Source organism: Vibrio sp. 10N.286.46.A8 (assembly GCF_041470165.1).
Classification (GTDB): Bacteria; Pseudomonadota; Gammaproteobacteria; order Enterobacterales; family Vibrionaceae; genus Vibrio; species Vibrio tasmaniensis_A.
In genome coordinates, this window is record NZ_JBFRLX010000004.1 from 18,275 (window position 1) to 39,574 (window position 21,300).

A 21,300-nucleotide genomic window follows, 5' to 3' on the forward strand; every position below is an offset into this window, starting at 1 on the left:
ATCAGGTTAGAGACATAAAAAAAGGGTTGATATGAATTCATATCAACCCTTTTTGTTGGTTCATGTTACTTGGTTCAACAAACCCTAATTAGAACAGCTCTTCTACTGCTTCGCCTGATGACGTTGAGTAGATGTCATCATTGAAACGTTCAGTAATGTACTCGGTTGGCTCAGTGCCTTTCTCGAAATACTCGAACATTGATGAGCTATCGAACTTGTTGGTCAGTAAGCCTGTTTCACGGTCGATACGAACGCGAACGATATTTTCTGGAAGCTCTTTACGTTGTGCAGGAACACCCGCTAACGCTGTGCCCATGAAATCAACCCATGCCGGCTCTGCTGTTTTAGCGCCCGCTTCTGCACCTGTAATTTGATTCTTACCAAGGTTAGAGTTCGCTTTGGTTCGACCTAGGTTACGGTTGTGGTTGTCAAAGCCAACCCATACCGTTGCAACCATGCCTGGGCCGTAACCGCTGTACCAAGTATCTTTCGAATCGTTGGTGGTACCGGTTTTTCCGCCAATATCGCGACGCTTCAGCGGTTGAGCACGCCAACCTGTACCATTCCAGCCTGTGCCTGCACTCCAGTCACCGCCGCCCCAGATATTGCTGTACATCATTTCACGAACAAGGAACGCGTTCTGCTCAGTGATCACTTGAGGTGCGTACTGTACTTGGGCATCCACATCTTGCTCTGCAAACTCATCAGCCATTGAATCTGAGGTCATAGGCTGTTGGCAATCGTCTTTACACACAACTTTCGGTGTCGCTTGGAATTCAGTCTCACCAAATGGTGTTTCAATGCGGCTGATGTAGAAAGGTTCAACGTAGTAGCCGCCATTCGCAAATACTGAGTAACCTTGAGCTACCTTCATTGGCGTTAAGCTACCCGCACCCAGAGCAATGGTTTCAGAGCGCGGTACTTCGTCAATATCAAAACCAAATCGAGTTAGGTAGTTACGAGTATCATCCAAGCCCACTTCGCGCAGTACACGTACCGCCATTACGTTTTTAGATTGAGCTAAGCCAATACGTAAACGAGTTGGACCCACATAGGTCGGTGGTGAATTCTTTGGTCGCCATGCCGTACCTTGGCTCTTATCCCATTGATTAATAGGCGCATCGTTGATCAGTGAGGCTAGTGTTAAACCTTTTTCAATCGCCGCTGAGTAGATAAATGGCTTGATACCAGAACCCACCTGACGAATAGATTGGGTCGCACGGTTGAATTTGTTGTGTACAAAGTTAAAGCCACCCACCATCGACAATACAGCGCCGTTGTTAGGGTTCATGGCAACAAACGCGGTGTTTGCATTTGGCACTTGGCTTAGTCGCCATACAACCGGTGTTTCAGGTTCAGTTGTTGTTTCTTCGGTAGGCTCTTCAGATACTTCATCGCCGGTTACTGCTTCATGGCGAACCCAAACTTGCTCACCAACAGCCAAAATCTCTTTCGCTTGAGAAGGCGCTGGACCTTGGCGGTTGTCCGTTAGGAATTTACGCGCCCAGTTCATGCCTTGCCACTCGATAGTGCCTTCGCCTTGGTTCTTAACCCAAACTTGAGCGCTTTTCGAATCAACAGCGGTTACAACTGCTGGTACTAAGTCACCATAGGTTGGTTGAGACTTAAGGTGCTTAACGATTTGTTTTTGATCCCAAGCCGACTGCGCCGTTTGCCACAATACTTTTTCAGCACCACGGTAACCGTGACGTTCATCGTAGCCGAGCAGGTTCTTAATCGCGGCTTGGTTCGCTGCTTTTTGCAGTTTTGAATCAACGGTCGTGTAAACCTTCATGCCGGATGTGTAAGCGGCTTCACCATAGCGTTCAACCATCCAAGCTCGTGCTACTTCTGCTACATATGGCGCGCTCAGTTCAATCTCGGCACCGTGATATTTCGAGATAAGTTCTTCACTGCGAGCTTCATCGTACTCTGATTGAGTGATGTATTTTTCGTCTAGCATACGACGTAATACCACGTTGCGACGGTTGGTCGCACGCTCAACAGAATAAATAGGGTTCATAGTTGAAGGTGCTTTTGGCATGCCCGCAAGCGTAGCCAATTCACTTAAGGTGAGTTCAGGAAGATCCTTTCCAAAATAAACACGCGCTGCTGCGCCGAAACCGTATGAACGGTGACCAAGGAAGATCTTGTTTACGTACAGTTCCATGATCTCTTCTTTACTAAGAAGTTGCTCAATGTGGATCGCAATGAAGATCTCTTTGATTTTACGCATGATCTTTTTCTCATTAGATAAGAAGAAGTTACGCGCAAGCTGCTGAGTAATGGTACTTGCCCCTTGTTTGGCTGAACCGGACATAGCAACCACGAGTGCTGCTCGAGTGATACCAATTGGATCAATACCAGGGTGCTCGTAAAAGCGGCTATCTTCGGTAGCAATCAAAGCTTCAACTAGGTGGCGAGGAATCTCGTCATAAGTCACTGGATTACGACGCTTTTCACCAAATTGAGAGATCAATTTACCGTCTTGACTGAAGACTTGCATTGGCGTTTGGAGTTCTACGTCACGCAAAGTGGCAACATCAGGCAACTCTGGTTTTACGTAATAGTAAAACCCGAAAATTGTACTGACTCCAAGAATCATGCAAATCAATGTAAATATGAATAATCGCTTTATGAACTTCACCGGATAATCCCTGATTAGTTAAGGCTGATAAGCAGCAAACCCTTGTACTCTAGGTTAAAAACTTAGCTTTCGTTTATTAACGCTTATTTAACTAATAATCACAACCCCTAGATAATCAACGAAATGCTTGGCACTTCAGGAGCTAGGTCACATGGGTTCATCATTAATTACAGGTATAGATATAAATCATCACAGCATCAAAGCCGTGGTACTAAAACCCGTGGGGGAGTTGTATGCCCTAGTGGGATACAAAGAGCTGCCGATTTCGGACGACATTTTTACAGCTAACCATACTTTGGAGTATCAGAAAACTGTTAAGAAACTTAAAGAACTTAGGAAAGGACTGCCTTTTGGCTGTCGCAACGTCGCCATTTCGGTACCCGATAACACGGTGATCAGCAAAGTACTGCAAATAGAGAGTGATTTAGAAGACAGAGAAAAGGAGTTTTCTATCTATCAAACCTTTGCTCATCAATCTCCCTTTCCTATCGAGGAGCTGAGTTTAGATTTTGTAAAGCTGGAAGACAAACGATTTGGTAAAGGATCGACAAGTAGCTATCAGATATATGCGACTCGTAAGGAAGTTGTAGACAGTCGAGCGGATGCTTTAAATAAAGCTGGGTTTAAACCTGTTGTCATCGACACCCAAGCATATGGTCTGCTCAATATTTGGCAGTTGGCTTCACGCCTTTATCCTGAAAAAAGTAACTGGTTGCTGGTGGACGTGGGACTTGACCAAACGTCGTTAGGCATTATCCCGCAGGATTCAGCACCTTTCTATAAAGACATCGCCTTTGGTACTCAAGATCTTCGTGGCACTGACAGTCCGAGTTATACAGAAGGTGTGTTCGGCAACGCAGAGGAGACACATCGGTTTATTGTCAATTTGGTTGAAAAGCTTAAGCGACAGTTGCAACTCTATTCCTCAGTGAATGCACTTGAGCCGATATCCGGGATCTGGCTGATGGGCGAAGGAGCCTGTATTCCGATGGTGGCTGAAGATCTAGAGCGCCATTTTCAGATGAGTTGTGAATCGCTCAATCCTTTATCGTTATTTGAGAACAAGGTGGCGAAGCGGCACCAACTGCCGATGAACTGGCAACATTTCGGCATTGCCGCGGGTATGGCGATGAGTGGACTCAAGTGGCAAGGAGAGAAGCATGTTGCATCAAATTAACCTGCTGCCGTGGCGTGATGAGATTCGCGCTCAGCACAAGAAGCGTTTTATTCACCTAGTCATTCTTGGCGTCATCATTGCACTTACAGGGCAATGGGCGGTTGGTCACTATTTTCAAGATCAACAAGCCAAACAGCAAGCTCGCCTCAATTATCTTAATCAATACATTGCCGAGCTCGACCGACAAATTCAATCGTTAAAAGTTGCAGAACAAGAACACAAAGCCATTCTGACTCGACTTGATGTTGTGGAGTCGTTACAGCTTGGCCGTAATAAGACCACCGACTTTATGAATCTAATGCCGGAGCTGATTCCTGAAGGGGTGTATGTCGACAAGATAAAGATGAATGGTCAGGAGATTGAGATGGCCGGTATCAGTGACAGTACGGCTCGCCTCGCCACAATGTTGGACAATCTAGAGCGTTCTGATTCTCTTAAAGGGGTCGAGATGCACTCTATTATCCATAACCGAAAACGCTTCAATAAAGAGTTTCAGACCTTCAAGGTCTCTTTTGTGTTTAGCCCTGTTTCTTTAGAAAACACAACCGCAGAGAGCGCAACCGCAGAGAGCGCAACCGCGAGCAGAAAAGAGAAGGGGGCAAATCATGGCTAACCTTCAAAGTAGGATTAGCTGGCAAAATAGTGTGAGCTTGCAAGATCTCGATGCTGATGAGATCACCGAATGGCCGTTGTTGCCCCAACTGCTCGTTATTCTGTTGCTGATGATATTAATCCAAGGTGTCGGGACTTGGCTGTATTTGCTGCCTTTAGACGATGAACTGCAGCAGATGAAGCAGCAAGAGCAGACTTTGAAAGCAACGTTAAGGATAAAAGCGAACAAGGTTGCGGCTTTGCCTAAGCTTCAGAGTCAGTTGGATGAGCTAACCAGTCGCTACGACTATCTGTTAGAACAACTACCCGTTCAAAAGGAGCTCGCCAGTATGTTGGCCTCAGTGAATGAACTTGGTTTGGATAATGCGCTGACCTTTACGCGCATTGATTGGGGGCAAAAGCAGAACAAGGAATTCCTCTATCGGTTACCCCTCAATATTGAGCTAACCGGTGATTACCACGAGATTGGCGATTTCTCCGCGGCCATCGCGAAACTGCCGCGCATTATTAGCTTCGATGATGTGAATTGGCAGCGAGTCAGTCAAGAAAGTAGCACGCTACATTTCAGGGTTCGAGCTTACACCTATCAGTTTAAATCGGAGGTGAATGATGAAATTCAGTAGCGCCCTTTTGTCCCTATTGTTACTGCTTGTGCTTTCAGGCTGTAAATCCAATCAGGATTCGTTAGAAGATTTTGTGAGGCAAGTTGAAGCTAAGGCGAGAAAAGAGGTAGAAAAACTTGTCCCAGAAACGGAGTTCTTAGCCGCAACTTATCAACGCCACGCCTTTCGTCCTCCCTTTGAGCTCCCTAAAGAAGCCATGGTACAAAACCAACCCTTGGTGAAGAAAGACTGTTGGCAACCAAGCGCACGCTCTCGCAATGGCAAGCTAGAAAAATACCCGCTGAGTAAGCTGCGTTTAAGAGGCGTAATGGGCAGTGGAACAAGCGTTTCAGGGTTAGTACAAACCCCAAAAGGGAACGTGGTCAATGTGAAAAAAGGTCAGTTTATTGGCTTAAACAATGGTCGAGTTACTAAGGTGACGAGCCAGTATGTACAGATTAATGAAACTCTTCCAGATGGTTTAGGTTGTTGGCATAAGCGCAACGTTAGGCTCGCTCTGAAGTAAACCAATGTCACATGATGTGGATATGAGATGTAAATATGATTAAAGGAATAAGTGGATTAGTGAGCAAGGCTCTACAAGGTTTTGCTGTGTCTGTGATGTTGGTGGTTAGCGTGTTCAGCTATGCCGAGAGCTTGCCAAATCAATTGGAAAATATTGATTTTAGGGTCAACAAGGAGAAAGGCGCCGTCATCATTATCGAATTGGCAACCAGCACTGCTGTGGTGGATGTTCAACGTGCTCAGGAAGGTTTAAGTATCGAGTTACTCAATACTCAGGTGAATGACGATAAGCTTTACCTCCTAGATGTGAAGGACTTCGCGACCTCAGTTGAAGGCATTGAGGTGTATAAGGAAACGCCCAGTACGCGATTGTTGGCAACGATCGCTGGTGACTATCAATATGAATACAACTTAAAAGGTCGCTTTATTGAGGTAGTGATCAGTAGGCCTACTATTGATGAAGTGACAATAGAGAAAAATGTTTTAGAAAAAGAAGGTAAGGTGATATCGATTAACTTCCAAGATATCCCTGTACGTAATGTTTTGCAGCTTATTGCTGATTACAACGATTTCAATCTCGTTGTTTCTGATTCAGTCACGGGTAATCTGACTTTACGTTTAGATGGTGTGCCTTGGCAGCAAGTTCTCGACATTATCTTGCAAGTTAAGGGGTTGGATAAGCGTGTTGATGGCAACGTTATCTTGGTGGCACCTAAAGCTGAGCTCGACCTTAGAGAGCAACAAGCGCTAGAGAAATCTCGTTTGGAAGAAGAGCTAGGTGAACTCAAGTCGGAAATCATCAAGATTAACTTTGCCAAAGCCACCGACATTGCCGACATGATTGGTGGGGAAGGGGCGGTAAGCATGTTGTCCGAGCGAGGCTCGATTACCATTGATGAGCGAACTAACTCCCTGTTGATCCGTGAATTGGAAGAAAACATTGCGGTGATACGAGGCATTATTGAATCGCTAGACATTCCCGTGAAGCAAGTTCAGATAGAAGCGCGCATTGTAACCGTTACTGAGGGTAATCTTGATGAACTAGGAGTGCGTTGGGGCGTTTCCTCGACCAACGGAAGCTTCAAAGTTGGCGGCTCGATAGAGGGTAACCATCCATCGCAAATTACGCCGTATGACGATAATGGTGGGAATAGTGCGATTGACGATTTCCTCAACGTTAATCTAGGAGCAACTTCCCCGAGCGCGTCGAGTATTGCGTTTCAGGTAGCCAAGCTGGGTTCTGATACCTTGCTCGATCTTGAATTGTCAGCACTGCAACAAGAGTCGAAAGCAGAGATTATTTCTAGCCCACGCTTAATTACCACCAATAAAAAACCCGCTTATATTGAGCAAGGTACTGAAATCCCTTATTTAGAGTCTTCTTCAAGTGGTGCTACTTCAGTCGCATTTAAGAAAGCGGTATTGAGTCTCAAGGTGACTCCGCAGATCACCCCCGACAATCGTTTGGTATTGGATTTGAGCGTGACTCAAGATAGGCCGGGGCAAGTGGTGAAAACCGGCACCGGTGAAGCTGTCGCTATTGATACGCAAAGGATTGGAACGCAAGTACTTGTTAATAATGGTGAAACGGTCGTGTTAGGTGGTATTTTTCAACACAGTGTGAGCAGCCAAGTTGATAAAGTTCCACTGTTAGGAGACCTTCCTGTTCTTGGCGCATTGTTCCGTCGTAGCTATGAAAATGTAGGCAAAAGTGAACTACTTATTTTTGTTACACCTAAAGTTGTGATTCAGTAATGAGCAATTAGATTAAAAATAAAGTTGCATTAGTGGCACCTAACCTTGATAATTTCGGGTCTTATCACGAATTATCTGTGAGGAATCGGTGCCACGGGCCTTTTAATTTCAGTACTTGTACTGACCTACCTTGTGGCGATGTCATTGAATTAACGTTGTAAATTACTGCTAAAAACATGGCTGAGAAACGCAATATTTTTCTTGTTGGCCCAATGGGCGCCGGCAAAAGTACAATTGGTAGACACCTAGCTTCCCAACTTCATATGGAGTTTCTAGACTCTGACACTGTGATCGAAGAGCGCACTGGCGCAGACATCGCATGGGTTTTTGATGTTGAGGGCGAAGATGGTTTCCGTAAGCGCGAAGAATCTGTAATCAACGATCTGACAGAAGAACAAGGTATTGTTCTTGCGACAGGTGGTGGTTCAGTGCTGAGCAAAGAAAACCGTAACCGTCTATCTGCACGAGGCATTGTTGTATACCTAGAGACAACAATTGAAAAGCAACTTGCTCGCACTAACCGCGACAAGAAACGCCCTCTACTTCAAACAGACAACCCGCGTGATGTGCTAGAAGATCTAGCTGTATCTCGCAACGCACTATACGAAGAAGTGGCGGACTACACAGTTCGTACTGACGACCAAAGTGCAAAAGTGGTAGCCAACCAGATCGTAAAAATGCTAGAAGAACGTTAAGTTCATTTTTCGGAGAGCAAACCCATGGAACGGATTACGGTCAATCTAGCTGAGCGTAGCTACCCTATCTCTATTGGCGCCGGGTTATTTGAAGACCCGGCGTACCTTTCTTTTTTATCAGGTAAGCAGAAAGTTGTTGTTATCAGTAATGTGACAGTAGCGCCTCTTTATGCTGATAAAATTTTATCGCTATTGGATCAAGTCGGCTGTCAGACATCTCTTCTCGAGCTGCCAGATGGTGAACAGTACAAAAACCTTGAAACGTTCAATTCAGTGATGAGCTACATGCTTGAAGGAAATTACAGCCGCGATGTGGTGGTGATTGCTTTAGGTGGTGGTGTTATCGGTGATTTGGTTGGTTTTGCTGCTTCTTGTTATCAACGCGGTATTGATTTCATTCAAATCCCGACGACCCTTCTTTCTCAAGTGGACTCCTCTGTAGGTGGTAAAACTGCAGTGAACCATCCCCTTGGCAAGAATATGATCGGCGCTTTTTACCAACCAAAATCTGTCATCATCGATACTAACTGTCTATCAACGCTTCCAGAGCGTGAGTTTGCAGCGGGCATGGCTGAGGTGATCAAATACGGCATCATTTACGATGAAGCCTTTTTTGGCTGGTTGGAACAGAATCTAGAGAAACTGTATCAACTTGATGAAGACGCACTGATTACCGCGATTGCTCGTTGTTGTGCAATTAAGGCTGAAGTGGTTGCTATCGATGAAAAAGAGTCAGGAATCAGAGCGTTATTGAACCTAGGTCATACATTTGGTCATGCGATTGAAGCAGAACTAGGCTATGGTAATTGGCTACATGGTGAAGCTGTGTCGTCAGGCACTGTAATGGCAGCAAAAACCGCCCAATTACAAGGACTGATTTCTCAGCAGCAACTTGAGCGAATTATTTCTATACTCAAGAATGCGAAACTACCAATCCATACGCCAGAAAGCATGTCTTTTGAAGACTTTATGAAGCACATGATGCGCGATAAAAAAGTGCTTTCTGGTCAGTTGCGTCTGGTATTACCAACAAGTATTGGTACTGCTGAAGTGGTTGCTGATGTACCTCAAGACATCATTAAACAAGCGATTGATTTCTGCCGTACTCTTTAAATTCGGTTGTGAGGTTGCCTAGCTAAACGTTAGGCAACTCAAGCGCTTTACAGATCGAACTTATCAGTAGGGATCCCCAATGAGTTTGGCTCATGATTTAAGAGTATTGGAGTTAGAGTCTCAAGTTGAGTTGCTAGAGCGTTTACAGCTTTTAACTAACTTTGGTTCAAACTTTGTAAATGTTGCTGGTAAAACGGGTTCTGGCCGATCTTGGTTAGCTCAGCGTTACCTTGAAGCATGGTCGACAGAAAAAAATCAGTGTTTACTGCTTTGTCACCCAAGCCAAGACGATCAACAGCGCCGCGCACTTATTCTTAGTCAGATTGTTTCTGACCCACTCTTTAATCAACATGATTCTTTATCTGATAGCCTTGCTAGGTTGCTGGATGGAGATACGTGTAATGTGCTTATTGTCATTGATGACGCCCACCGACTGTCTGAGCTACTGGTATCAGAATTATGGATGTTGGTACTTGAATCTCAATCAAACCCTCAATGGACGATTAATATCGTTCTGTTCTCGCAAACTGGTCACCTAGACACGTTATTAACACGACTTAGTTACGGTCAGCCGCACAAACCTATCGCCCTTGAGATCGATGATCTTTCGCAACCAGAAGCTGAACATTTCTTTGAGTCACTGGTGATTCGATATGTCGATGATGAGTCAGAATCTCGGGTGCGAAATGCATTTAAAAAAGCGCAACCTTTGCCCGGTGAGCTAATGGCCTTAGGAGAATTGAAAGTGGAAAAAAGGATTATTATTCGCTCAATCATTGGTTCACCTATCAATATTGCGATTGTGGTGGCGTTGTTGTTGCTTGTTATCGGCGGCGGTTACTGGTGGATGTTTAATCAACCAACGCCTGACGATAAAGCGCAATCTATTATCGCCCCTATTGAGCAGACAGTTATTCCAACGTTGGAAGTGGAAAATGTAACTGAGCAAGCCACAATCGACGGAACTGTCGATTCTGAAGCCGAAGTTGATATGAGTTATCAAGGTGCTGACGATGACAGCTCTTCTCTGCCGCCGGTCGTGGTTGAAGAGACAGCCAGTGTTGGCGAGGTGAAACAAGAGCAGCAACGTGTTGTGATTACTTCTGATGTGGTTGATGCCTTGCTTGATGACAAGCCGAAAAATGCCGATACCAGTGCGATTGATGCTGCCGTAGAAGAAAACACAGGTGCCGCGGTTAGCGCGCAACCTGATGCGGCGAAAAACGAGTCACAAGCTTCAGTTGATGAAGATACTGACCTAACCGAATCAACACCGCCGACGAAAAAAATCACCTTCTCATTTGCTCGCGAAGAGTTACAAGCTATCTCGCCACGCGCTTATACCTTACAGTTGAGCGCGATGACGTCATTAGAAGATGTTCAGTCTTTTATTGAAGAATATGACGTCGAAGACAAGGTTCGTATTTATCCAACACTTCGTAACGACACCAAGTGGTTTATTATCACTTATCAAGATTATCCAACGATTCAAGTGGCGCGAGATGCGGCAAGTGCGTTATCAAAACCACTTCAACAGTTGGAACCTTGGGCAAAATCGATGAATCAAGTGCATCGAGAGATAGAACGTGCGAAATAACCCTGAGCTTAGCCTCAAAATATGTTACATTCCGCAGCCTTATTTTTGAGTTGATAGATAGAGCAGTAAATGAAAAAGCAGCGTGCCTTTCTAAAATGGGCTGGTGGTAAATATGGCCTAGTTGAAGACATCCAACGTCACCTGCCACCTGCTCGTAAATTGGTAGAACCGTTTGTCGGTGCCGGATCAGTATTTCTGAATACTGATTTTGAACAGTACCTACTTGCAGATATTAATCCTGATCTTATCAACCTATACAATCTACTTAAAACCGATCCTGAAACCTATATCACTGAAGCGAAGCGTTGGTTCTGTCCGGAGAATAACCGTAGAGAAGTGTTCTTAGATGTTCGCGCTGAGTTCAATGGTACAGATAACGTTATGTATCGCTCGTTAGCTTTCTTGTACATGAACCGATTTGGCTTCAATGGCTTGTGTCGTTACAACAAGAAGGGCGGTTTTAACGTTCCGTTTGGTTCTTATAAAAAACCTTATTTCCCTGAAGCCGAGCTAGAGTTTTTTGCTGAGAAAGCGAAAAAAGCCACCTTCGTCTGTGAGGGATACCATGAAACCTTTAGCCGCGCGCGTAAAGGTTGCGTGGTTTACTGTGATCCTCCATACGCACCGCTGTCGAACACGGCTAACTTTACCTCTTACGCAGGTAATGGTTTTAGCTTAGATGACCAAGCTGCACTGGCGGATGTCGCTGAAAAAGCGGCGATGGAACGCGATATTCCTGTCTTGATTTCAAACCATGACACCACCTTAACGCGCCGTTTATACCATGGTGCGGAACTGAACGTGGTCAAGGTTAAGCGCACCATTAGCCGTAATGGCGCAGGGCGCAATAAAGTTGATGAGTTACTGGCGCTTTTCCATAAAGAGAAAAACCAGCAACACGCTTCAACAGAATTGTCGTCGTCAGAATAATCCTCGAACTCATTAAATTGAGTGACCCACGGGTACTTTCTTAAACTAATCTTTCGAACTGCTAGGATCTGCTTAGGTGCTTAGGTAGAATTGCACACCAAATAGTCTTGGGATTGAGTCTTGTACTTGTGTATGAGAGGTCACAAGGCGGTGATATTCGCAATTTACTCACTCTTAAGAGGTTTGGTATGAAAGATTTTCTAATCGCTCCATCGATTTTGTCTGCAGATTTTGCTCGTCTTGGTGAAGACGTCGAAAAAGTACTCGCAGCCGGTGCCGACGTTGTGCACTTCGATGTGATGGATAACCACTACGTACCTAACCTGACTTTTGGTGCACCGATCTGTAAAGCATTGCGCGACTACGGCATCACAGCTCCTATCGATGTTCACCTAATGGTTAAGCCAGTAGACAGCATCGTACCTGAGTTTGCCAAAGCTGGCGCATCAATGATTACCTTCCACGTTGAAGCGTCTGAGCACGTTGATCGCACTCTACAGTTAATCAAAGAACACGGCTGTAAAGCGGGTGTCGTACTTAACCCAGCAACGCCACTTTCTTGCCTTGATTACATCCTAGACAAAGTCGACATGATTCTACTGATGTCAGTGAACCCTGGCTTTGGCGGTCAATCTTTCATTCCTCACACACTTGATAAGCTGCGCGCAGTTCGTAAACTTATTGACGAATCAGGCCGTGATATCCGTCTTGAAATTGATGGTGGCGTGAAGGTAGATAATATCCGTGAAATCGCAGAAGCGGGCGCAGACATGTTTGTTGCGGGTTCTGCTATCTTCAATCAACCGGATTACAAAGAAGTGATTGATGAGATGCGTTCAGAGCTTGCAAAAGTAAACGCATAATCGTAAAACTACAGATAGATTGAATATTAAGGGGCTCATTGGCCCCTTTTTTACGTCTTGGAGCTCAACTCATAAGACGGACATAATAAATAGGAAAGTAAGATGTCATTAAGCTCAATAAAACTGATTGCCTTTGATTTGGATGGAACCTTGTTAGATAGCGTGCCTGATTTGGCTGTTGCCGCCGATCAGGCTTGTCAGGAACTGGGTTTTTCTTCTGTAAGCGAAGAGCAAGTTCGCGACTACGTGGGTAATGGTGCTGACGTTCTTATCGGGCGCTCACTGAGCCGCAACTTGACGGTTGATCCAAACCTAGAGCCTGAACTGCTAAAGAAAGCGCGTATCTTGTTTGATGATTTTTACGAGCAGAGTGGCCATAAGCTGAGCCACCTTTACCCATCAGTAAAAGAAACGTTAGCTGAGTTGGATAAAGCGGGCTTCACCATGGCGCTTGTAACAAACAAACCATCGAAATTTGTACCAGATGTTCTGGCGCAGCACGGTATCGATAAGTACTTTGTTGATGTGTTGGGTGGCGACTCTTTCCCAGAGAAAAAGCCGAATCCAGTAGCGTTGAACTGGTTGCTAGAAAAGCACAATGTAAAAGCTGAAGAGATGCTGATGGTTGGCGATTCAAGCAATGACATCAAAGCGGCTAAGAATGCCGGCTGTCACTCGTTTGGTCTGACATACGGCTACAACCACGGTGAGTCGATTTCAGTATCAAACCCTGACTATGTCGCAGACAGTATTGCGCAATTACTAGATGTCGTTCTAGTTTCAGCATAAAGCGGATAAAAGTTAGCTAACCTACTAGCAAAATACTTATCAATGAGTACACTGGATGAGCCGTACAGAAGAGCTGTACGGCTTTCTATTTTAAAGTTAAGAAGCTAAGTTTTTCAGATACTAGGTTAAGAAACTAAGTTAACGAGCTTAGCTAACAAGCAAAGGAATTAAAACCATGAGCAAGCCCATCGTATTGAGTGGTGTTCAACCATCTGGTGAACTAAGTATCGGTAACTACTTGGGTGCTCTACGTCAATGGCAACAGATGCAAGATGATTACGATTGCCAATACTGTGTTGTAGACCTTCATGCAATTACGGTTCGCCAAGATCCGAAAGCACTGCACGAAGCGACTCTAGACGCACTCGCAATCTGTCTTGCTGTCGGTGTTGATCCAAAGAAGAGCACGCTATTTGTTCAGTCACACGTACCAGAGCATGCTCAACTTGGTTGGCTTCTTAACTGTTACACGCAAATGGGTGAACTGAGCCGTATGACTCAGTTTAAAGATAAGTCTGCACGTCACTCAAACGACGTAAACGTAGGCCTATACGACTACCCAGTGTTGATGGCTGCAGACATCCTGCTTTACGGTGCTCACCAAGTGCCAGTAGGTAGCGACCAGAAACAACACTTAGAGCTAGCGCGTGATATCGCAACTCGCTTTAACAACATTTACGGTCCTGAAACGCCAATCTTCCAAGTACCAGAACCTTACATTCCAACAGTGAATGCACGTGTAATGAGCCTGCAAGATGCGACGAAGAAGATGTCTAAGTCGGATGACAACCGTAAGAACGTGATTACTCTGCTAGAAGAGCCTAAGTCGATCATCAAGAAGATCAACAAAGCGCAAACCGATGCAGAAACGCCACCACGTATTGCTCACGATTGGGAAAACAAAGCAGGTATCTCTAACCTAATGGGTCTTTACTCTGCGGCGACGGGTAAAACGTTTGAAGAGATCGAAGCGCAGTACCAAGGCGTTGAAATGTACGGTCCATTTAAGAAAGATGTAGGCGCAGCATTGGTTGAGATGCTTGAGCCGATTCAATCTGAATACCACCGTATCCGTGCTGACCGTGCTTACATGGACGCAGTAATGAAAGCGGGTGCCGAAAAAGCCTCTGAGCGTGCTGCAGTAACACTGAAAAAAGCATACGAAGCGGTAGGTTTTGTTACTCGCCCATAGGGTTTACTAAAACGACTCGTTTAGAAATTCAAGCCCAAAGTGACTTTGTTTACTTTGGGCTTTTTATTGCCCGTTCCATTTACCTTCCCAGTAAATCTCTTGTTTGAATTGATAATTTAAGCATTATCTAGCTAACACATTCATCATACTAATGCTGTGCAGGTGATCTTATTTGGTATCCTCAAGCTTTATAAAGTCACTCTTGTTTCTATATATGTTGGAAATATAAAACGTGCCAAACAATTGATGATTCCAAAGTGATAAGTTCCTCATTTTCTTGCCAACTGACTTATTCCTTTCATAAATAAACCTGATAGTTACCACAAAATACATGACTGCCCATAGATGGCAGTGACTATAAATCGATGAAATTAGGTGAAACGGATGGCTCTTTTACATAAACCTTCATTGCTAGCAGTGGCAATTGGTAGCTTGTTAACCACAAGCGCACACGCTGATTTGTTTATTTCACAATATGTGGAAGGCGGCAGCTATAACAAAGCGGTTGAGATTGCCAATAACGGCGATAGCAGCATTAATTTAGATGGTTACTCGTTGGCGAAGTCTGCGAATGGTAATGGATCATGGGGCGCCACTTTACCTTTGAATGGCCACGTTTTAGCGCCCGGTGAAGTACTTGTGGTTGCGCACACCAGCGCAAGTGACGAAATTAAAGCGGCGGCTGATATTCTTAACGCGTCGATTGCTAATCACAATGGTGACGATCCGCTGGCTATCTTGAATTCAGATGGTTCGGTGCACGATGTTGTCGGTTTGATGGGCGATGTGGACTGGGGTAAAGATGTTACTTTGGTTCGTGCTAAACAAACACCTTCTGCGACGTTTGATGCTTCGCAATGGGTATCGTTACCTAAGGACAGTATTGAAGGGCTAGGTTCACTAGACAATGTAGAGTTGCCTGACGCGTTTGCCTGTACACAAGATGGCTCTGCTCCTGTATTCACGACTATTCAAGAGATCCAAGGTGAAGGCGCAACATCACCGTTCATTGATGGCTATCCATACATCACTGACGATGAATACTTCGTCAAAGGTGTGGTAAGTGCAGTCACTACTGGCATAACCAAAGGTTTCTACCTGCAAGCACTTGAGGATGACTTCAATTCAAGCACTTCTGAAGGTCTATTTATCCACACCAATCAATCGAGTTCAGAACTGGCTGCGGGCGATGTCGTGTGTGTGAAAGGTAAGGTTCAAGAGTATTACAGTCATACTCAGCTTAAAGTTGAAAACAACCAATGGCTTAAGCAGGGCGAGCAACAAGCGCCTGAAGCGACAGCAATTGAAGCCTTAGACAGTGACGAGAACTTCGCTGCAACGCTTGAACGCCATGAAGGCATGTTGGTGAAAACAACCGAAGCGCTTGATATGCGTGTAACGCGTACCTTTGGTTATGACTACGCAGGTCGTCGTAACAACATGGTACTGGCCCATGAGCGTATTAACATGCAGCCGAACCAGTTATCTGCAGCTGGCTCTGAAGATGCGAAACAGCAAACTAAAGATAACGCAGACCGTCGTCTTTTTGTTGAAACCGATCAAAAAGCCGGTGACGGACAAGTTCCTTTCTATCCAGACTTTGGCCGTACCGATATTGACCAAGATGGTTCAACAGAAGACTACATCCGTATTGATGACACCATTATTGGCCTAGAAGGTGTACTGACCTACAGTTACGGCGAATATCGCTTAGTGACAACCAACCAGATCTCGGCTGAGAACTTTGTACGTAATGACCCACGTACTGACAAGCCTGATATGGATGAAGGTGATCTACGTATCGCGACCTTCAACGTATTGAACTACTTTAACTCTCCATTTGGCGGTGACGCGAACCAACACGGCAACAACCGTGGCGCGAACACCATCACTGAGTTTGAGATGCAGCAAGAGAAGATTGTGAACGCGATTCTTCGTCTAGATGCCGACATCATTGGTTTGATGGAAATTGAGAACAACGGTTTTGGTGAAGGCTCTGCCATTCAGCAGCTTGTAAACCAACTGAATGATCGCATTGAGCGTAAGAAAGACCGCTATACCTTTGTGGCTGTCGATTCGAACGAAGATGGCGTAACCGACGAGATGGACTCGATTGGTACTGACGTCATTACAACAGGTGTTATTTACCGTAAGAAAGTGGTTAAGCTTAAAGACCGCCGTGTTATCGCGATGCCAAGCCAACAAGCGCCAGAGGTGTTAGACGATTCTGGCAAGGTGATTGAAGACGGTAAGAACTATCAACGTGACTCATTGGCGCCAACTTTTAAAGTCAAAGGCACTAAAGAGAAACTCACCGTTGCGATTAACCACTTTAAATCGAAAGGTTCTAAGTGTTGGGAAGATGCAGCCCCTGTCGAACAGGGCGGTCAAGGTGGCGTTGATGCCGACAAGCAAGGTTCATGTGAGAACTTCCGTGTTGCAGCTGCGGTTGCATTGGGTGAAGCGCTAGACGGCATCAAAGGCCATAAAGTGATTCTGGGTGATATGAACTCGTACGGCATGGAAGACCCAATGCTGGTACTGACGGATTACTCTGAAGAGAAATACGGTAAGCAAATCAAAGCGGCGCGTAACACCTACATTGACGGTGTCGAGCAGTTTGGTGATACCGGTGCGGTGATTACTAAGAACTACGGCTACATTAATGCTGTGGCTCAAAAGCACCCAGACAGCTGGAGCTACTCATACAATGATGAGGTTGGCGCTTTGGATCACCTGTTGATCAGCGACAGCCTGAAAGACATGGTGGTGGATGCGACTGACTGGCACATCAACGGCGGTGAATCGAAGTTGCTTGATTACAACGAAGAGTTCAAAGGTGATCTGCCGAAGTACCAAGATCACTTCCGTTCATCGGATCATGATCCGGCAGTTCTTGAGCTTAAAGTCGGTGGTTCGTTTGGTTCCGGTGCACTGATGTCATTGTTTGGCTTAGCAATGTGGCGTCGTCGTAAGTAATAAGGCTTTTTGAGTCATAATAAACCGCTACCTATAGGTAGCGGTTTATATTTTAGCTACTCATTGATACCAATCGTAGTAAATAACTGTTCACCCTAGCTTGTTAAAAATCTCGATAACGTCGTTAGATTTTTTGATTGTAGAATAACTACTTATCAAAAAAATCCGCCTTGTTCTCAAGCTTTTTTCCTGCGCTATTTTTGAACACTTACTTACTGTGATTGGTATGATTCCATCTTTTCAAGGTCGTATTGGCGTATTTGTACCGCTTTTTCCAGTGATACCGGTTTTGAAAATAAGTACCCTTGGACAATGTCACATCCATATTGTTTAACATATTCGAGTTGTTCAATGGTTTCGACACCTTCAGCGACGGTTCTTGTTCCTGTAGACCGCCCAATTGCGACAATGCTTTTTAATAGTTCATGAGCGGTATTCGATTCTGAAAGTTGCCAAATAAAGCTACGATCTATTTTAATTTCATGAATAGGAAGTAATGACAAATACTTCAACGAAGAGTACCCAGTACCAAAATCATCTAAGGCCAAGTGAAACCCTTTACTACGAAGTTGATACGCAACTTTTGCTACCTCTTCCGGATTTTTTAGCATGATGCCTTCGGTGGCTTCTAGGCATATATGGGATGGGTTTATACCGTAGCGCTCTGTTATTTTTATGATATTTTCAGCAAAGTTTGTTTCACCAATTTGAACGGGTGATAAGTTCAGTGCCAGTAAAATAGGCGCATCGTCTGGAAAATCGAGTTCTGAATACTGTTGGTAGGCTAATTCAATAAAATACCAACCTAATGCGCGTATATGACCACTGACTTCAGCGACGGAGATAAATTCATCAGGATAAACGTTACCCAATGTTGGGCTTTTCCATCGAGCTAGCGCTTCGATTCCCCATAACCTTCCAGACTGTAAGCAATACTGAGGCTGATAATCTAAATAAATTTCTCTTCTTTCTATAGCGGTAAGTAAATTGTCTTCAATCAGAAACTTACGTTGATTTTTCGCAGAGGTTTTTGATGAGAAAATAGCACAGTTTGCTTTGCCTTCTGATTTCACAGAATGGAGCATAATATCAGAGCTTGCGAGCAACTCATCGACAGTGCGCCCGTGATCGGGATACAAGGCGGCACCTAAGCTAAAACTGATATCAAATTCATGCTCAAAGCATTGATACTTGGTCGCAAGTTCATCATGAAATAGTTTCATGACGCTTTCTGCCTGTTTTAGGCTGTTTAGAGCAGGGAAAGTAACAATAAATTCATCACCTCCGAACCGGAACACTTCTGAAAAATTAGGGCATACTTTTTTAAGCGTTTGAGATATCTGTATTAAGAGTTCGTCTCCAACACTGTGTCCGTAGTAGTCGTTGATGTTTTTAAAGTTATCTACATCAATAAAACAGACAAGAAATTTATCGTCATCTGATTGAGTTTTGGCCAGCTCTTTCTCCATATAGACTTCAAAAAAGTGTCGATTAAAAAGCCCAGTCAGTTGGTCATGATTAGCAAAGTGATTCAGCGTGCTGTTTGCAGTACAGAGCTTTTCAAAGTCAGATTGAATTTCAGCTTGATAAGATTCAAAGCGACGAGAAACTAGAGTGCTTACATAATATGAGAGTAGTCCGACTAATAGAACGACTATGCTATACATGAGTGCTAAGCGATTGAGCTCATCATTTCTTTTTTCAATCAACTCGGCATTTTTTTTAGCTACAAGTCTTTCTAATGCAGTGACACTAAAGCTCGCGCCTATCGTCCAGCCCCAAGTACTATTTTTGATGACATAACTAAGGTTTTCTAACGAGTGATTGTCGGCAGCTAAGTGTCTAACATAGACATCCGATTGTTCCAACAGCGCGACTGCTTGAGTGCGGAAGTGTATGTTTTGAATGTTATGGATATTAGTGTCAATAAAGCTAGGAGTGGTATGAGCCAGCACATCGCCTTTAGTGTCGATAACGTAGAAGTTACTCTGTTGACCAATTTGAAGCTGACTTAACCATTCGAGCACGTCACTTTGAATGTCTGCCTGGACATCTGTAATAAAGTCACTCGTACCTATATACCAATTATATGGCGAGAAATTAACGATATAGCCGATTTTTTCATACTGCTTTGCGAATGAATTCGGTTTTAGAAACCACCATTTATGAAAGCCTTCTTTTTCTTCAATCGCTTTTTTTGTTAATTCCTGAGCAACAAAGTGTCCTTTAGCATCTTGAAACTCCCATTTAGAGGCTCCTTGCATACTAGGAAAAACAGGGTGAAAAATAACAGTTCCATCATGGTGATAAATAAAAGGGTAACCACGACCGTCATTGAATCTGTAGTTTTTCAAACTCGAACGAACCAAGGTTGTAAACTCTTGTTCACTTAATTGTGGGTTGTCCTTGTACAGTTGATTTAGTATGGAGTGAGTGCGGAGAGTATGAGTTTTTATACTGTCGCGTAGTGTGGTTATTGTTGTTTCTTCTAAGTAGTTGAGCTGCTTGTTGACATAGCTGACTTGAGATTTTAAATAGGCTTTTTTTTCTTCAACAACATCGGACTCTATGTGAGTGATTTCTTGATTGGTTCGTCGATAACTATCATTGACCGATAACGAAAAGACGATAATAGAGAATAGAACCACAGTTATAGTCGGTATGTAACGAATTAGGTAGACGAGCTTGTTCTCTTTCATTTTTCTATTAAAGGTCAGTAAATTCACGCTAATGATAACTCAAACAATTATTCATTGAGTTGTTATTTTTCACAAAAAAAGAACCATGTCATAAAAAACCCGCAACTTATAAGGTTTTAATTTTTATGGGAACTTTGGCAGGGATGGGAGACATCTATGTCTTGAGAAGACAAAGTGGATCACTCTGGCTTCATTGCCAGTAACGTTTATGTATTTGTAGTGTAAAGTTATCAGGGCAGCGAAAGCTGATTTTCTTTTTATCATTTTCACTTGCCTTTCTTGCTTTATATTGCACAATACCGCCCCTATATCTTCCAATCATTTAGTATTTAGCAAACGATTTCGACCCATGTTACTTATCATCGATAACTACGACTCTTTTACCTATAACTTGTATCAGTATTTCTGTGAGTTAGGGGTCACTGTGAAAGTTGTTCGCAACGATGAGATTGATATTGCGGGTATTGAAGCGCTGAATCCTAGCCATCTTGTTATCTCGCCAGGCCCTTGTACGCCTGATGATGCGGGAATCTCTCTGCAAGTCATTGAACACTTCGTGGGTAAGTTGCCTATCTTAGGTGTGTGCCTTGGTCATCAAGCCATTGCTCAAGTCTTTGGTGGTGAAGTAGTGCGAGCCAGACAAGTGATGCACGGTAAAACCTCCCCAATCCGCCACAATGGCAAGAGCGTTTTTCAAGGGCTTAATAACCCTCTAACCGTGACACGTTACCATTCTCTAGTGGTGAAAAATGGCACGCTGCCTGACTGCTTTGAATTGACCTCTTGGACGGAATTTGAAGATGGCAGCATGGATGAAATCATGGGTTATCAACACAAAACCTTGCCGATTGATGCCGTACAATTTCACCCTGAGTCGATTAAAACAGAGCAGGGACACCAACTTCTCGCTAACTTCTTAGCGCGTTGAGTGTTTAAATTTGACTCTTTCTCCGTCTAAATAAGCCAGTTGAACCTGTTAGCCCATTGGTTAAGCGTTTAAATTCGGGCGCTACGCGTCTCTTACTCCTCTGACGCTGATCACTTTTTATAACATTTCTCCCTCTTAAGGCTAAGTTTTTAGCCTATGCAAAATTATGCGCCTTATTTCGTCTCGAACCCAATATC

The 21,300-nt window shown here is 44.1% G+C and carries 16 protein-coding genes; 14 read left to right on the plus strand and 2 right to left on the minus strand.

Annotated elements, in window-relative coordinates; genetic code table 11:
- Positions 1-88 precede the first annotated feature (88 nt).
- The gene (locus tag AB4232_RS00420; RefSeq protein WP_372085601.1) at positions 89-2,647 is read right to left on the minus strand and encodes a penicillin-binding protein 1A; all 2,559 of its coding nucleotides are present in this window, start codon (positions 2,645-2,647) and stop codon (positions 89-91) included.
- Between the two features lie 151 nt (positions 2,648-2,798).
- On the opposite strand from AB4232_RS00420, the gene pilM reads away from it, so the two are divergent.
- From pilM to AB4232_RS00485, 13 genes are all read left to right on the plus strand, one after another.
- The gene (gene pilM / locus AB4232_RS00425; RefSeq protein WP_372085602.1) at positions 2,799-3,824 is read left to right on the plus strand and encodes a type IV pilus assembly protein PilM; all 1,026 of its coding nucleotides are present in this window, start codon (positions 2,799-2,801) and stop codon (positions 3,822-3,824) included.
- Entirely contained in the window at positions 3,808-4,437 is a 630-nt protein-coding gene (locus AB4232_RS00430; protein WP_372085603.1) for a PilN domain-containing protein, read from the plus strand. The genes pilM and AB4232_RS00430 overlap by 17 nt, the downstream gene beginning before the upstream one ends.
- Positions 4,430-5,059 carry a type 4a pilus biogenesis protein PilO gene (locus tag AB4232_RS00435; protein ID WP_017100002.1) on the plus strand — a complete coding sequence of 210 codons (630 nt, stop codon included), beginning with the start codon at positions 4,430-4,432 and terminating at the stop codon, positions 5,057-5,059. The genes AB4232_RS00430 and AB4232_RS00435 overlap by 8 nt, the downstream gene beginning before the upstream one ends.
- The gene (locus AB4232_RS00440) at positions 5,046-5,564 is read left to right on the plus strand and encodes a pilus assembly protein PilP (RefSeq protein ID WP_269335955.1); all 519 of its coding nucleotides are present in this window, start codon (positions 5,046-5,048) and stop codon (positions 5,562-5,564) included. Before AB4232_RS00435 ends, AB4232_RS00440 begins: the two co-directional genes overlap by 14 nt.
- A 35-nt stretch (positions 5,565-5,599) precedes the next feature.
- A complete protein-coding gene (locus tag AB4232_RS00445) occupies positions 5,600-7,318 on the plus strand; it encodes a type IV pilus secretin PilQ (RefSeq protein WP_372085606.1) in 1,719 nt (572 codons plus the stop codon).
- 176 nt (positions 7,319-7,494) lie between these two features.
- Positions 7,495-8,013 carry a shikimate kinase AroK gene (gene aroK / locus AB4232_RS00450; RefSeq protein WP_009848907.1) on the plus strand — a complete coding sequence of 173 codons (519 nt, stop codon included), beginning with the start codon at positions 7,495-7,497 and terminating at the stop codon, positions 8,011-8,013.
- A gap of 24 nt (positions 8,014-8,037) precedes the next feature.
- Positions 8,038-9,126 carry a 3-dehydroquinate synthase gene (gene aroB / locus AB4232_RS00455; protein WP_012604944.1) on the plus strand — a complete coding sequence of 363 codons (1,089 nt, stop codon included), beginning with the start codon at positions 8,038-8,040 and terminating at the stop codon, positions 9,124-9,126.
- 79 nt (positions 9,127-9,205) lie between these two features.
- Entirely contained in the window at positions 9,206-10,723 is a 1,518-nt protein-coding gene (locus AB4232_RS00460) for an SPOR domain-containing protein (RefSeq protein ID WP_372085607.1), read from the plus strand.
- A gap of 69 nt (positions 10,724-10,792) precedes the next feature.
- Positions 10,793-11,653 (plus strand): Dam family site-specific DNA-(adenine-N6)-methyltransferase, encoded by an 861-nt coding sequence (locus AB4232_RS00465; protein ID WP_012604942.1) that lies wholly within the window; start codon positions 10,793-10,795, stop codon positions 11,651-11,653.
- 188 nt (positions 11,654-11,841) lie between these two features.
- On the plus strand, positions 11,842-12,516 hold the full coding sequence (gene rpe, locus AB4232_RS00470) for a ribulose-phosphate 3-epimerase (protein WP_009848911.1): 675 nt from the start codon (positions 11,842-11,844) through the stop codon (positions 12,514-12,516).
- Positions 12,517-12,618: 102 nt separating this feature from the next.
- Entirely contained in the window at positions 12,619-13,305 is a 687-nt protein-coding gene (locus tag AB4232_RS00475) for a phosphoglycolate phosphatase (protein WP_371707582.1), read from the plus strand.
- A gap of 175 nt (positions 13,306-13,480) precedes the next feature.
- Positions 13,481-14,497 (plus strand): tryptophan--tRNA ligase, encoded by a 1,017-nt coding sequence (gene trpS, locus AB4232_RS00480; RefSeq protein WP_010435234.1) that lies wholly within the window; start codon positions 13,481-13,483, stop codon positions 14,495-14,497.
- 384 nt (positions 14,498-14,881) lie between these two features.
- Positions 14,882-17,476: an ExeM/NucH family extracellular endonuclease gene (locus AB4232_RS00485; protein ID WP_372085609.1), complete on the plus strand. Its 2,595-nt coding sequence runs from the start codon at positions 14,882-14,884 to the stop codon at positions 17,474-17,476.
- Between the two features lie 212 nt (positions 17,477-17,688).
- On the opposite strand, the gene AB4232_RS00490 is transcribed toward AB4232_RS00485, so the two are convergent.
- Entirely contained in the window at positions 17,689-20,175 is a 2,487-nt protein-coding gene (locus tag AB4232_RS00490; RefSeq protein WP_372085611.1) for an EAL domain-containing protein, read from the minus strand.
- A 349-nt stretch (positions 20,176-20,524) separates the two neighbouring features.
- Here AB4232_RS00490 and AB4232_RS00495 point away from each other — a divergent pair, with 349 nt between their 5' ends.
- Positions 20,525-21,103: an aminodeoxychorismate/anthranilate synthase component II gene (locus tag AB4232_RS00495; protein WP_009848915.1), complete on the plus strand. Its 579-nt coding sequence runs from the start codon at positions 20,525-20,527 to the stop codon at positions 21,101-21,103.
- Positions 21,104-21,300 lie beyond the last annotated feature (197 nt).